The sequence below is a fragment of the Sphingobacterium sp. UBA2480 genome (assembly GCF_002341965.1).
In the GTDB taxonomy this organism is placed as follows: Bacteria; Bacteroidota; Bacteroidia; order Sphingobacteriales; family Sphingobacteriaceae; genus Sphingobacterium; species Sphingobacterium multivorum.
Map to the genome: position 1 here is coordinate 75,408 of NZ_DDPA01000001.1, position 13,816 is coordinate 89,223.

The window sequence follows — 13,816 nt, forward strand, 5'->3', positions numbered from 1 at the left end:
GAAATACAAACTTAAATATGAGAAGGATTTTATTATTTATTCTGCTGTTTTTTATTGGATTTAACCAAGCGCAGGTAAAACAGAATAAGAAATTGACCGGTAAAAAGGAGTGGGTCAATCCGGTAAAACTTACCAAAGAAGAAAAAGCGAGACCTTACATGAGTGAGGTGCTAAAAACCAGAGATTCCTTAACGCCAGTTGAGGCGGAAAGAAGAAGAAAAAATATCGAGGCGGGTAACCCATTTAAAAAATATGGCTATTATCCGAAGGTAGCTACGCTGAGTAAGGGTAAATACCTTGAATTTCATGATCAGGACAGCATTGTTATTATAGGCTCTGTCAAATACAATGTAAAAAAGGATAGCATTTCTGGGTTAATGGAGATTAATTTAGATGATCCCGATGCGCAACCTATTGGTGATACCCACGGACGTTGGATCAGCCCTGATCCATTGAGTGAAGAATTTTCAAGCTGGTCTCCGTATAACTATGCATTAAATAATCCGCTTAGAAACGCCGATCCAACGGGAATGGCCCCTGAAGACTGGGTTAAAGACGGGAATCGGATTTTCTTCGATCCCAGTGTTACAGGAAATTCTCAGGTGCAGGCTAAATACGGAAGCAATGCCGAATCGATTGAAGGATATCACGTTACAAAAAATGGTATTAAGACAAGCTACGCACTAGGACAGGATGGTTCTATCAGTACAAATTTTGCTAATATTGTGTCAACTACGACAAGCGTTTATCAAACCGGAAATATTGAAACTGGTGCGGCAACGATTGAAGGGCAGTTAGGCACTAGCCAAGCCACAATTGGTCCGATTCCTGATTCCCGGGGAAAGACAGATATTCAAATGCTCGTAGCTGAAAATCCATTAGTTCAGGACGCAGTACTTGGAGCTGCAACAGGCGGTGTTTTCAGCGCGCTCAGAAAAGCGGCGGTTGTGTCCGAAGCCGCAGAAGGAGCTCATTCAATATATCAGGGTGTTAATGCTGCAGGAGAAGTTAGCTATGTAGGTAGATCAGTTAGACCTACTGTTAGATTTGGCGAGCACTTAGCAAAAGGTGGAGAGAAAAGTTTATTAAGATACGAGGTTGTCCAGGAAGGATTAACTTTGCAACAGGCAAGGGTGGCAGAACAAAATCTGATAAATCAGTACGGTTTACAGAAAAATGGTGGACAGCTTTTAAATAAAATAAATTCAATTGCCCCGTCAAAGTGGACTAAATACGGTGTTACACCACCAAAATAATAATTATGGCTAAACGAGTAAATACCAAAATAGGAGACATTTTTTCCGTTCCAATAAACGAAACAGAAAAAAGATATATGCAGTTAATCGCTTTCGATGAAACCCAATTGAACAGTGATGTAATTAGGGCATTTAAAAAAATATACCCTATTAATGCAAAACCAAATCTTGATGAAATAGTTAATGGAGAAATATTTTTTTATGCACATTGTGTCACAAAATTCGGCGTAAAATTTAATCTGTGGGAATCCGTTGGAAATAGCCAGAATGTCGGCAATATTCAAGATATTTTATTTAGAGGATCAAGTGATTCTGGGCATAGACGGGGAGATGAACCGATTAAGATATCTCAAAATTGGTACGTATGGCGCATTAATGATGCGAAGTTTACACATGTAGGTAAGCTAGAAGGAGACTATAAAAAAGCTGAATTAGGAGTAATAGTAAATCCTTATGATATTGTTGATAGAATGAAAACGGGCAATTATAATTTTTTTTATCCTGATTTTGAATAATAGAACGTGAGCTTATGGGAAAGAAAATATTTCTATTTTTTGCTACGATTATTCTATTTTCTTGTAGCCAAAAGAAAGATGAACAACTAAAGGATGCCTCGTCAGTTGTAAATTATAAGATAGTTGAAACTGCAACACCCGATAACGGTTTATCTACCGAAGATTTGGATGCTCAAGCGATAAAAAATTTAGAGAAAGCTGGTATTGACAAAAATTCTAAGCGTAATATTGAATTTTATTTTTACTGTAAAGAAGAAGAGCAGGCAAAGCAACTTACAGATCATTTAAGATATATGAAGTACACTGCGGAATATCAAATTTCTGCGGATAAAAAAGAGTTTGTTGTTATGGGGTATACTACTCCTCTTGAAGTTGGTGCACTGGTAGGGTGGAGTAAGGGAATGTCACAAGTTGCAACAAAGTACAATTGCGCATTTGACGGATGGCAGATCGCCGTTAAATAATAAGAAATGAAATTAGCTGAAATAATCGAGGCACTTAAAACAGGTTTCATTAACAATCTATTAGACCAAACCTCGGGTTTAATGGGTCATAATCTAATTTTTATATATGCTGAACTCTCGGTCAATGTCGATGCTGAGTATCATCTTATAATTGACGAGACTGTGAGTGGAAAAGATTACAGGGAAAATAACACATATTACGAAGTACTCTGTCAGTTGTCCGTTCTGGATGAGCTAGTAAGAGAATATTCAAAAATTTACCCAAGAAAAACAAGTGATATTTTGGCAATTGATATTGTTGATCATATCGAAAACAATTTTTAGTACTTATGAAAAACCTTTTTTGTGGGCTATTGTTGCTTGCATTTAGCATAGTTAAGAGTCAAAATAACATGTTTTATTCAGATGCCTATCAGGCTATCGACAATATGTTAAATGGCAAACAGCCTTATAGCTTTAAAACAGCGGTTTTCAGTGTCGAAAACGCATATTACCAAGGGAAATTAGATACAGCTATGCTGAATCAAAAAATCAGTTTTCTAACTAGATTTTGTAATCAGCTAACGAAGAATAGAAAGCTTCTATATTCGGAAAATGACCAGGAAACGGTTACTAAATATGCAGCTATATATACAGTGTTAACACAACAAACGCAGGTAATAGTTGGGAAAGATACTTTAAATTACAAACCGTTCAGCTATGATTTCGAAGATGTATTCGGACACAAAGATTTACCAAATTTGTTTGTTTCAAAACTATTGGGATCTCAGAAAGGAAATTGTAATTCGATGCCTTATTTATATAAAATTTTGGCTGAAGAGCTCGGCGTAACCGCTAATTTGGCGCTTGCACCAAATCATGTTTATATCAAACATAATATCAAATCTATTGGATGGTTTAATACAGAACTTACCAGTGGTATATTTCCGCAAGACGCATGGCTCATGGCATCAGGCTTTATCCATTTAGACGCTATTCAAAACGGTGTTTATATGAAGGCTCTAAATGACAAAGAAAGTCTTGCTCTATGTCTGGTTGATTTAGCAAATGCCTATAATAGAAATTTTCCAGATAACGATGGATTTTTTCCATTAAAATGTGCTGAAAGGGCAATTGAGATATATCCATTTTTAGCCACCGCTTTGATCTTGCAGGCGGAGACTCACAAAAGCCAATTTGAAAAAATAATGAAGCACGAGAATGCAGCTGATATCGAAGCTGCCCTCAGTAACCCCGATGCAAAGAAGCTGTTTACGTTGATGAATAAAGAGTACAAGCATATTCATAAAATTGGATATAGAAATATGCCTGAAAATATGTATTTGGATTGGCTTGTATCGTTGAAAACGGAAAGAAGTAAATATGAGGATACACGACTTTCCCACTGAGTACAAATCAATAAAAGCAAGGTATGGAGAAAAGAATAAGAACTAAGATTGGAGATATATTTTCTGTATTATCAGGTGAAATTGACTTTCATGCCCATACCATCATAAATCTCGGGGTAAAGCAAAATTACTTTACAAAAGAAGGGACGAGTCCCGTTAAACACACTTTGCGGAATGTCATTTTTAGAGATACAAATGATTATGGTAAAAGAGCTGGTGAGGTTATGATAGAAGTATCTGATAATTGGTATATATGGAAGATAAGCGATAAAAATTTCACAAAGGTTGGTAAGCTGGTCGGTGAAAACCGGAAAGCAGAAATCGGAATTGTGATACCACCATTCGCTATAGTAGAAAGAGTGAAAACTGGGAGTTATAATTTTGTTTATCCGCAGTTTGAATGATAAAAACTATCTTGTAAAGTTTTATTTATGATATTAGCTTGTGAGAAAGAACTAAATATGTGATAATGAATGATCAGTACACAATTTTCAAAAATGATGAATTGGTTAAATCGAGGATTTTAGCGCAAGAATTGAATATTTCTAACGATGATTTTGAAAAGATTCAATGTTGGTTTGACTTACTACTTTGGCATCATGAACAATTAACTAGCAATACTGAGGAGCAGTTTAATACAGAAAAGAAATTAGAAATCCTGTTCAATGAAATTGTTTCATCTGAAATTGAGAGCGCGAGCCATAAGTATATACTTCCAAAGCTTCTTCATTACAACAATGCATTCAATGGAGCATTTTTAAGATCGCTGTATATTGCAAGATTAGGTTCTTTACTGCAAAACAATTTGATTCCCAAATTTGTGGATGATAAAAACATAGTATTTTCAGCAGAAGATTTTTTACATACATCCGAGTATCTTAAATATAATTATTTTGTTTCCCCAAACAGTAATTTTCTTGAAGATATATTGAAAATTCAACATGTCCGTGGCATTTTTAAACGGGCCTCTCCAAGGTTGAAGTTTGAAACTGTGAAAAACATATCGCTTATTATATCTCAGATCGAATACCATCATAATATTATCTGTTTCAAGAAAATTTTAAAGTTAGTAACAGAAAAAGATAATGAATTGATCGATTATCTAAAAGAGTTTCAAGTAGAAAATAGGCAGGGGTGTTATAAAATTATTAGCGATATCCTGTCTTTGTACTTGTCAGAAAACATTTGGAATGATTTTGAGATTAAAGTTGCTCTCATCCATTTTTTAGATACAGGTAGAGGTACAAATCCTTCAGCGAGTTGGAATAAAAAATTGCAAGAATTGTGCGTAAGCATTGGAGCTAGCAAACTATTACAAATCTCGAGTTACATTCTGGATAATGATAACTGTAAAAATTACAATTTTCCTGATGGGCTACAATGGAGTGATGACACAGCAAAACGATTTTTGAAGTCTGCGAAGTGGATAAAAACTTATATCTAAATAGAATAGTGGCGTTATCAAAGGGTTCATTAAGGTGAATGCTAAAATTATTTTTCAAAAGATTTTCGAAGATCGTTAACTTCACCCAGGAGCTTTATCAGCATTGATTTTATGTCATTTCCAGCGAAGTCAATTATTTCCTGTTCTCTAGATGAAAAGCTGCCTGCATATTGCCAAATCTCCCAAAGGTCGGCAAATGAAATATCGTAACTATCATAAAATGTATTGTCAGATTTTACGGTAATGGATCTGTCGTTGATAGTTTCAATGCGTTTGAAAGTAAATCCTGTGCGGGTTACCAGTACATGCGTTTTACCTACACTGATATCTTGAATACTCTCTACGTATTTTCCAACAATGTAAGTGCCATCCTGATAGGGAGGCATTGAGTCGCCTACTGCTGGAAAAGCTCTATACTTTCCATTATGAAGGAATGGTAGTGACATTGTTTGCAGACCTTCAATATATTCTGGATCAGCATATCCTGACAGGTAGCCCATTGAGGCTTTGTAGGGGACAATTTCAATTTTATTTTCGCCAAGTAAATCTGTTTTTATCGGCAGTAAAATTCTATTGTCGGGAAGATTGAGCATTTCTTCCAGCTTGTATTTTCTAAGATCTACGGTCAGCAGCAGATCTGTACTGATGTGATAATATCTTGAAATCGCTAGCAAAACTTCCAGCGGGGGCGAAGCTTTTGCGGTCTCATATTTTGCATAAGAAACTCTTGTCACAAACAGCCTGTCGGCAATCTGCTGTTGCGAGAGTTCCGGTATCTGCTGCATCCTTAAATACCTTATGTTATCAGCTAAAATAGAGCGTGTTGACATTTTGTGAATATTTTTCACAACAAATGTAATATAAATTGTGAAAAATCTTATCAATTTTGCTAAATAAATTAGTAAACAATATGGAGCGATCGATAGTGCATTTGGATCTGGATACGTTTTTCGTATCCTGCGAAAGACTGATAAATTCCAGTTTAGACGGGATTCCACTGATCATTGGTGGAGGTGACAGGGGTGTTGTTTCTTCATGTAGCTATGAAGCAAGAACGTTTGGAGTACGGTCAGCTATGCCCATGAAAATGGCGCTTCGTCTCTGCCCGCAAGCAAAAGTTGTCAAAGGAGATATGGAACTGTATTCCAAGATGTCACATATGGTTACTGAGGTGATAGAGGGAAGTGCCCCAGTAATGGAAAAAGCTTCAATCGATGAGTTTTATCTAGATCTAACTGGGATGGACAGGTTTTTCGGAGCTTATAAATGGACCAATGAACTCGGAGCCAAGATCGAGAAGGAAACAGGTTTACCTATCAGTTATGCACTATCGACGAATAAAACTGTAAGTAAGATCGGGACTGGCGAGTCAAAGCCTCATGGACATCGAGAGATTCCTTCATTTGGTGTTCAGTCATTTTTAAATCCTTTGTCTATAAAAAAAATGCCTATGGTCGGCAGTGCAACTTTCCAGCTTTTTTCGAGAGTCGGTATCCGGACTATCGGCACACTTTCAGAAATGCCTGTCGATGTCCTACAGCAGATGATCGGAAAAAATGGAGTAGATCTTTGGAAGAAGGCGAACGGTATCGATGAAACTCCTGTTATTCCATATTCCGAAAGAAAGTCAATTTCTAAAGAAAGAACCTTTAGCAGTGATACGATGGATGTCTTTGAGGTTAAAAGCCTGATATCAGGTATGGCAGAACAACTTGCTCATCAGCTCCGTCAGGAAAAGTGGCTGACTTCCACTGTAGTGATTAAGATCAGATACTCCAATTTTGATACGGAGTCCAAGCAATGCCGAGTGTCCTATACTTCCTCGGATCATACATTGGCGCGCGTTGCGCTGGAGCTCTTTGATAAAATTTACACAAGACGTATGCGTCTGCGTTTGGTGGGTTTACGATTTACCGATCTTGTTCACGGAAGTTACCAGATGAATCTTTTTGAGGACAATGCTGAGCTGATCAATTTATATCAGGCGATGGATAATATCAAAAACCGTTTTGGTAAAGATGCGGTGGGTCGTGCAGTAGGGTTTAATTTTTCACGATAAATGCGCAGGTATGTTTTTGAACTGTCATTCTTTTCATAGCCTTCGCTATGGAACACTTTCCATAGACGACCTGATTTCTCAGGCTTTAGCCTTGGGGATAAAGGAACTCGTATTGACAGACATCAACACGGTGACCGGCGTCTATGAATTCAAAAAGAAATGTGAAGAAAATAATATCCGTCCGATTGTAGGGGTCGAAGTGCGCAAGGGAAGTGAACTCTACTATATTACAATTGCTAAGGAATTTACAGGGCTGTCAGAAGTAAACAAAATGCTGACCTCATATAATTGCGATGGTGCTGATTTACCTTTACAGCCGGATTTAGCAAACAATTTTATTATTTATCCTTTGAGTAATATTCCTAAAAACCTTGGTGACAATGAATATGTTGGAATATGCGAGGATGAGCTCAATCTGTTGATACGACCTGAATTGAAAAGGTTGATATCCAAAATGGTTATTCTTTGTCCCATTACATTCAGCACAAAGAAAGAGTATAATCTCCACCGGATTTTACGTGCGATCGATAACAATACCCTGCTGTCCAAGCTTTCAGATACCGAAGTGTGCAGAAAATCTGAATATTTCCGTACCGTTCAATCAGTACATGAAATTTATCGGCACCATCCCCAAATTATTGAGAATACGAAAAAGTTGCTTTCACAATGCAGGTTTGAATTTGAATTTGGAGCGCCAAGAAACAGAAAACACTATACGGGAACAAAGGCAGATGATCTTAAATTACTTACCCGATTAGCTTATGCAGGTTTGGAGCGACGATATGGGAGAAATCATGAACAGGCAAAACAGCGAATCGAAAAGGAGCTAAAAGTCATAAATGAATTAAACTTTAGTGGTTATTTTCTCATCACCTGGGATATCATCAGATATAGCAATAGCATGGGGTTTATGCATGTGGGAAGGGGAAGTGGGGCTAATTCTATTGTAGCATACTGCCTCGGCATTACTGATATCTGTCCGATTGAGCTTGACCTTTATTTTGAGAGGTTCCTTAACCTTAACCGGAAAAGTCCACCTGACTTTGATATCGACTGGTCATGGCAGGAAAGAGATATCATTCTGGATTATATTTTCAATAGATATGGAAAGGAGTTTGTAGCTTTTTGTGGAACCAATGTAGAATTTAAATACCGTTCGATTATTCGGGAAGTCGGAAAAGCATTCGGTTTACCCAAGGAGGAACTTGATGAGCTGAGCAAAAATCCGGAACGGGTATTTCGCGATGATGTTGTAAAACAGGTGCAGAAGTATGGTAAGCTGCTCGAGAAATTTCCGAACCAGCGATCTATGCATTCCTGTGGGATTATTATTTCCGAAGAACCATTGACAAATTTTACATCGCTTGAAATGCCACCAAAAGGATTTCCCATTGTACAATGGGATATGCATGTCGCCGAGGAAATCGGGTTTGAAAAGTTTGACATTTTATCGCAAAGGGGTCTTGGCACGATCAACGATACTGTTCGGCTGCTCGAAGAAAAAAGGGGAATCAAGGTTAATATTAAGGATACCACTATTTCAAAAGATGAGGCAAAATGCAATGAATATTTAAGTGAGGGTAGGACGATAGGCTGTTTTTATATTGAATCACCCGCGATGAGGGGATTACTGCGAAGATTGAAATGCGATAATTACAAAGTATTGGTTGCTGCTTCGTCTATTATCAGACCGGGAGTTGCGCAATCGGGAATGATGCGTGAATATATTTTCAGGCACAATAATCCTGACAAGTTTGAATATTTCCATCCTGTTTTTGAGAAGCAGTTAGGGGAGACCTACGGCATTATGGTTTATCAAGAAGATGTGATCAAGATCGCGCTTCATTATGGAGGGGTATCGGCTGCAGATGGTGATATTCTCAGAAGGGCTATGTCAGGAAAAGGTAGGTCACTTTCGGCACTTCAAAAAGTTAAGGATGATTTTTTTGCATCTTGCAGAAAACAGGGGCATCCCGAGGAATTGAGTAAAGAAATCTACAGGCAGATCGAATCTTTTGCAGGATATTCTTTCTGTAAAGCCCATTCAGCTTCTTATGCCGTAGAAAGTTATCAGAGCTTATATCTTAAGGTTTATTATCCATTGGAGTTCATGGTATCTGCCATAAACAATATGGGGGGATTCTATAGGACTGAAGTGTATATCCATGAAGCCAGGATGTCGGGCGGGAAGATTTTGAATCCCTGTGTCAATAAAAGTGAGTATGAAACAACGATCTACGGTGATGAAATATATCTGGGACTGATGTTGCTTGAAAAGGTAGAATCTAGGATTGCTCAATTGATTCCGGAGGAGAGGAGAAGGAATGGCGATTATAAATCTATGGAAGATTTTATTAAACGTATTCCAATTGGTATTGAAACGCTGCAGACGCTGATCTTTATCGGAGCATTCCGTTTTTCAGGTGTTCCAAAGAACGAGCTTTTATTGAAGGCAAGAGTTCTGTTGGGTGATTTTAAACCGGAGAAAAGATTTCAGACTCTTTTTGAAGAACCGATCAAGGAATACAAATTTCCGGAGTTAAAAAGAAATGTGTTTGAGGATGCTTTCGACGAAATCGAGATTTTGAGTTTTCCGGTATCCTGTACACCTTTCGATCTACTTCAGACAAAATATAGAGGAACTGTTATGGCGAAAGATCTCACTGTACATCACAAAAAAGAAGTAAAGATGCTGGCTTACCTTATTTCAAGGAAACATGTTCCGACCAAGCGGGGAACAATGTTTTTTGGAACGTGGATAGATGCCAACGGGAATTATTTTGACACAGCCCATTTTCCGGACTGCCTCGAAAAGTATCCCTTTCAGGGTGGGGGATGTTATCTTTTATTGGGCATAGTGGAGGTGGATTTCCATTTTCCGACGATCACCATTACTAAGATGGCAAAGATGCCATTTATTGCTGATCCAAGGTATTCGCATGATGAGGAAAAGAAATATGAGGCCCAGCAACGGATCAAAGAAGATGTCAGTATGACTTTTCGTGCTCCTTATCCACAGGAAAGTGAAATTGGTCTTCCGAGAAAAAAGATGTTTTAAGTGCTATCAATAAGGAAAATGAATTAATGAGATTATGGAAATCCGTAGGCAGATTTGAAATTAATGCTTAAATTTGCAATTGAAAATTGAGAATCTTATCTCGAATAAAGGTCATGTAATTTGCCAATATTAAGAATATAATATTTTTCAAACATACGTATTAGGCTGCTTACAGTTTTAATACGTTTCATGGTTATTAGTTTTTAAACGCATCTTTTAAAGATGCGTTTTTTTATTGATGTATTTTAAAAAAACTCCCATGTAATGAGAGTTTTTCCAAGCGGAAAGATTCCTAATTATATAAAATTAAAACTTCTGCCATCTATTAGATGGTTTGAAGGGAACTCTGTTTTTATTTATTTTTTCCCAATCGCGATACGCGAAATGTCTGCTAACAGTTAAATAATATCGCCACCGCCAAAAGCACAGTGGATTAATTCTATACAACCTAAAAATTTCCATATTGACCATTTCCGGTTTCGTATCATGGATAAATCCATAAGTTGTCCATTTGCTCATCCAAGGGGAATAAACTTCCATGTATTCAATGCTGGTAAAAGCGGCGTTTGCATTAGCATATCGAAAATGATCACTATCTATGGCCTTCAATATTTCCGTACCTATAATTGGTGTATTGGGTATAACCAACACAAATAGTACAATTCCTTTAATGAATTTTCTTTTCATATCCTTTTCTGACAATTCGTGCTAACTGGCGGAACTACACGACCTAATGTTACATTACTTTAGAGACATCGACCTTTTTCTTCTCCATATTCTTTTCGATGATATCGGGGTCCATATAGTCAAAATGCACACCATTAACTAAATAGTTTTTCCACCTCCAAAAACATAATGGATTGATTTTGTACAATCTATAAAGCTTCCGATTTTCCTGGGCGGGAGATTTCATTTTTACCCAATATTCAAAATGAAGGTCTGAGAAACCTGGGCTTTTAAAATTAAAATCCTGGATTATTGTATATGACCCATCTAAATTTGCATATCGATAATATCCCTCATCTAACCGGTGGGAGATATCCTTACCGATAAAAGGTAGATTTGGAATCAGGAGAATAGTGCCAAGGACTATTATAATTGCTTTCTTCATATTTCTCTTCTTCATCTCTCTTTTGTTTAGTTGCAGGCGATCCTCATTACTTAAGGTATGAAAGACCGTTGCACGTATTTTTGGTTATGATCTTATTATTAGAAAAACTCCCATTAAATGAGAGTTTTTATAAGTGTAAGGTCGCTTATTATAGAACAATACTAGGCTACTTCCATTTGATCTTTTTAGGAAAATTAGAAGTCCTGCCATCTATTTGATGGTTTGAAGGGTACTCTGTTCGGCTTTATTTTTTCCCAGTCGCGGTATTCGAAATTTTTGCTTACGGTTAAATAATAGCGCCAGCGCCATAAACACAGTGGGTTAATTCTATACAACCTAAAAATTTCCATATTGACCATTTCCGGCTTAGTATCATAGATAAATCCAAATGTTACCCACTTGCTCATCCAAGGAGTATATGTATCCATATACTCTACACCGGTAAAAGAAGCGTTTGCATTAGCATATCGAAAATGGTCACCATCAATGGCCTTCAATATCTCCGTACCTATAACCGGTGTATTGGGTATCACCAGAACAGATAGTATAATTCCTGTAATAAATTTTCTTTTCATATCCTTTTCTGACCAAACACGACCTAATACTACATTACTTTAGTGGTATCGACCTTTTTCTTCTCCATATTCTTTTCGATGATACTGGGATCCTTATAGTCAAAATGAACACCATGTTTAAGATAATTGCTCCATCGCCAAAAGCATAATGGATTGATTTTGTACAATCTGTAAAGCTTCCGGTTCTCTTCGGTGGGAGATGTTCTTTTTATCCATTGTTCGAAACCAAATGTTTCGAAACCAGGGCTTTTAAAGTGAAAATCTTGCGTTATCTGGTATGAACCATCTAAATTGGAATATCTGAAATATCCCTCATCTAACCGATGAGAAATGTCCTTACCTATAAAAGGCAGATTGGGAATTACGACCATAGCGGTAAGAACTATAATAATTGTTTTCGTCATCATTGTTTTCTTCTTCATATTATTATTTAATTTGTTTAGTTGCAAGGTGGTGTACTGGTTGGAGCCAGAGTGGTAGTAGTTGAGATACCAGCGGTTCCCGCTGTCTTCATATCACTTAACCTTAAATATAAACTTGAGGGTGTCTTATATCCAACCGCGCTATTGGGTACTTGCAATCCCGTTCCGCCCCCCATTGCAGCCTCAAAAACCTGTATGGCGTAATTCGTACAGTTAAAATCGTTAAGATCATATTTTTGAAGACTTCCAGATAAAGCAACATTACGTGCGTTATTAAATGCTGTTGAAGTTACATTTATCGTATAACTGGCATCGCTTCTGCGTTTTTCGTCATCTTCCTTTCCAATTGATGAGTCTTCTGCATTTTTTAGTATGCTCATCCAGGAATCCGCAGAAGGATAAAATCCAAAAGTCAGCGAACGACTCGCAGATCCGTTGGTTTTCTGCATAGTTATATAAGCATGTCCCGGTGTTTTATCTGTAGCATTGTATACCTGATTGGGTTTACCTGGTTCGGCAAGTGCTGTATGAATAGTTACCTTGTATGTTGTTTGTGCATTTGAGGGAATATTGTTAAAGCAGTCGATGAGCTGCTGGAGGTTGATAGGTTCTGTTGGAGATTCAACGAAATAGGAGGCCGTTCCACCACTTCCACCGCCATTGCTGCCATTTCCGCCACCGCCACCACCTCCAGAAGCGGTGCCACTGCAGGTTGTATATAGATAAGTCCAATATGCAGTACCGTCATCAAAGTATTCCACAAGATACCACTCGCTGCATACAACAGGTATATTTTTATTTGTGTCAGGTTTGCTGTTTTCTTTGTTTACGTTAGTATCGACGTCGTTTATCTTCAATTGAAGGTTTACCTTTTTAAGGCCACTTGAGTCAAGTGATTGGCTGTACAACAAGGTGTCATTTAGATCGTATATCATATAATACACTTTTCCCAGATCTTTGCTCCGGGAGGTCTGGTTTTTTATCAAATTGGAAATCGCAACACCGGAAAATACCGATACTGTACGAGTATTTGAGAAAAAATTTACTTTATTCCCTTTGATGACTTTATTTGCTTCCATAGTGAAAACCAAGATTTGTTGCATGGAGTTATCTGCTCCGAGGGTTGTTCCGTTTTCCAAGGGGACGACAAGTGTTGAACTCTCATTATTATTTCCTGCTACTAACTCTGCTTTCGACCAATCTAAGGGAAAAGGTTTCCCATTATCCTCATACCATTTTTGTGCTATTGAGGTTTCATCGCTTTGTGAATATGAATTGGTATCCCTTTCACAAGATTGCAGTACTATAATTGCGAATACTGCGTAAATTAATTTTCTGAAAATTGATGTGATCATATTATAGGTTTTATGATTAGTGTATCGGCTATTTCTTCATCAATTGAATTATTACACTAATTTACGCGCAAGAATTTTATAAACTTTTGACAAAAGGCAAAAAATTGGTCTAGCGAAATTTGTTAAGAAATATCTTTTCTATATAATAAATGGAGGCGAAAAGTAGTAT

The 13,816-nt window shown here is 37.3% G+C and carries 15 protein-coding genes; 9 read left to right on the forward strand and 6 right to left on the reverse strand.

The window, feature by feature from the left end:
- Positions 1-17 precede the first annotated feature (17 nt).
- The 7 genes from B3600_RS00300 (at position 18) to B3600_RS00330 (ending at position 5,067) form a co-directional block, all read left to right on the forward strand.
- The gene (locus tag B3600_RS00300) at positions 18-1,256 is read left to right on the forward strand and encodes a hypothetical protein (RefSeq protein WP_286751690.1); all 1,239 of its coding nucleotides are present in this window, start codon (positions 18-20) and stop codon (positions 1,254-1,256) included.
- Between the two features lie 5 nt (positions 1,257-1,261).
- Positions 1,262-1,771, forward strand: coding sequence for a hypothetical protein (locus B3600_RS00305; protein ID WP_286751691.1), 510 nt, complete (start codon positions 1,262-1,264; stop codon positions 1,769-1,771).
- Positions 1,772-1,785: 14 nt separating this feature from the next.
- Entirely contained in the window at positions 1,786-2,235 is a 450-nt protein-coding gene (locus B3600_RS00310) for a ribonuclease E inhibitor RraB (protein ID WP_286751692.1), read from the forward strand.
- A 6-nt stretch (positions 2,236-2,241) separates the two neighbouring features.
- On the forward strand, positions 2,242-2,559 hold the full coding sequence (locus B3600_RS00315; protein WP_286751693.1) for a hypothetical protein: 318 nt from the start codon (positions 2,242-2,244) through the stop codon (positions 2,557-2,559).
- A 5-nt stretch (positions 2,560-2,564) separates the two neighbouring features.
- On the forward strand, positions 2,565-3,623 hold the full coding sequence (locus tag B3600_RS00320) for a hypothetical protein (protein WP_286751694.1): 1,059 nt from the start codon (positions 2,565-2,567) through the stop codon (positions 3,621-3,623).
- Between the two features lie 23 nt (positions 3,624-3,646).
- Positions 3,647-4,027 (forward strand): hypothetical protein, encoded by a 381-nt coding sequence (locus B3600_RS00325; protein ID WP_286751695.1) that lies wholly within the window; start codon positions 3,647-3,649, stop codon positions 4,025-4,027.
- Positions 4,028-4,092: 65 nt separating this feature from the next.
- Entirely contained in the window at positions 4,093-5,067 is a 975-nt protein-coding gene (locus B3600_RS00330) for a hypothetical protein (RefSeq protein WP_286751696.1), read from the forward strand.
- A gap of 47 nt (positions 5,068-5,114) precedes the next feature.
- Here the strand turns inward: B3600_RS00330 and B3600_RS00335 are convergent, their stop codons facing one another.
- Positions 5,115-5,915 carry an XRE family transcriptional regulator gene (locus B3600_RS00335; protein WP_286751697.1) on the reverse strand — a complete coding sequence of 267 codons (801 nt, stop codon included), beginning with the start codon at positions 5,913-5,915 and terminating at the stop codon, positions 5,115-5,117.
- Between the two features lie 62 nt (positions 5,916-5,977).
- Here B3600_RS00335 and dinB point away from each other — a divergent pair, with 62 nt between their 5' ends.
- On the forward strand, positions 5,978-7,126 hold the full coding sequence (dinB, locus tag B3600_RS00340) for a DNA polymerase IV (RefSeq protein WP_286751698.1): 1,149 nt from the start codon (positions 5,978-5,980) through the stop codon (positions 7,124-7,126).
- Positions 7,127-7,136: 10 nt separating this feature from the next.
- Entirely contained in the window at positions 7,137-10,184 is a 3,048-nt protein-coding gene (locus tag B3600_RS00345) for a DNA polymerase III subunit alpha (protein ID WP_286751699.1), read from the forward strand.
- A 306-nt stretch (positions 10,185-10,490) separates the two neighbouring features.
- On the opposite strand, the gene B3600_RS00350 is transcribed toward B3600_RS00345, so the two are convergent.
- From B3600_RS00350 to B3600_RS00370, 5 genes are all read right to left on the reverse strand, one after another.
- On the reverse strand, positions 10,491-10,871 hold the full coding sequence (locus B3600_RS00350; RefSeq protein ID WP_286751700.1) for a hypothetical protein: 381 nt from the start codon (positions 10,869-10,871) through the stop codon (positions 10,491-10,493).
- 49 nt (positions 10,872-10,920) lie between these two features.
- Complete coding sequence (locus tag B3600_RS00355; RefSeq protein ID WP_286751701.1) at positions 10,921-11,310, reverse strand: hypothetical protein; 390 nt, start codon at positions 11,308-11,310, stop codon at positions 10,921-10,923.
- A gap of 179 nt (positions 11,311-11,489) precedes the next feature.
- Positions 11,490-11,870, reverse strand: a complete 381-nt coding sequence (locus B3600_RS00360) for a hypothetical protein (RefSeq protein ID WP_286751702.1) — start codon at positions 11,868-11,870, stop codon at positions 11,490-11,492.
- Positions 11,871-11,899: 29 nt separating this feature from the next.
- Positions 11,900-12,292: a hypothetical protein gene (locus tag B3600_RS00365; RefSeq protein ID WP_286751703.1), complete on the reverse strand. Its 393-nt coding sequence runs from the start codon at positions 12,290-12,292 to the stop codon at positions 11,900-11,902.
- Positions 12,293-12,309: 17 nt separating this feature from the next.
- Positions 12,310-13,647, reverse strand: a complete 1,338-nt coding sequence (locus B3600_RS00370; RefSeq protein ID WP_286751704.1) for a hypothetical protein — start codon at positions 13,645-13,647, stop codon at positions 12,310-12,312.
- Positions 13,648-13,816 lie beyond the last annotated feature (169 nt).

Coding starts and splice junctions, on each gene's coding strand:
- B3600_RS00300 (WP_286751690.1), top strand. CDS start 18: ATGAGAAGGATTTTATTATTTATTCTGCTGTTTTTTATTGGATTTAAC.
- B3600_RS00305 (WP_286751691.1), top strand. CDS start 1,262: ATGGCTAAACGAGTAAATACCAAAATAGGAGACATTTTTTCCGTTCCA.
- B3600_RS00310 (WP_286751692.1), top strand. CDS start 1,786: ATGGGAAAGAAAATATTTCTATTTTTTGCTACGATTATTCTATTTTCT.
- B3600_RS00315 (WP_286751693.1), top strand. CDS start 2,242: ATGAAATTAGCTGAAATAATCGAGGCACTTAAAACAGGTTTCATTAAC.
- B3600_RS00320 (WP_286751694.1), top strand. CDS start 2,565: ATGAAAAACCTTTTTTGTGGGCTATTGTTGCTTGCATTTAGCATAGTT.
- B3600_RS00325 (WP_286751695.1), top strand. CDS start 3,647: ATGGAGAAAAGAATAAGAACTAAGATTGGAGATATATTTTCTGTATTA.
- B3600_RS00330 (WP_286751696.1), top strand. CDS start 4,093: ATGAATGATCAGTACACAATTTTCAAAAATGATGAATTGGTTAAATCG.
- dinB (WP_286751698.1), top strand. CDS start 5,978: ATGGAGCGATCGATAGTGCATTTGGATCTGGATACGTTTTTCGTATCC.
- B3600_RS00345 (WP_286751699.1), top strand. CDS start 7,137: ATGTTTTTGAACTGTCATTCTTTTCATAGCCTTCGCTATGGAACACTT.
- B3600_RS00350 (WP_286751700.1), bottom strand. CDS start 10,871: ATGAAAAGAAAATTCATTAAAGGAATTGTACTATTTGTGTTGGTTATA.
- B3600_RS00355 (WP_286751701.1), bottom strand. CDS start 11,310: ATGAAGAAGAGAAATATGAAGAAAGCAATTATAATAGTCCTTGGCACT.
- B3600_RS00360 (WP_286751702.1), bottom strand. CDS start 11,870: ATGAAAAGAAAATTTATTACAGGAATTATACTATCTGTTCTGGTGATA.
- B3600_RS00365 (WP_286751703.1), bottom strand. CDS start 12,292: ATGAAGAAGAAAACAATGATGACGAAAACAATTATTATAGTTCTTACC.
- B3600_RS00370 (WP_286751704.1), bottom strand. CDS start 13,647: ATGATCACATCAATTTTCAGAAAATTAATTTACGCAGTATTCGCAATT.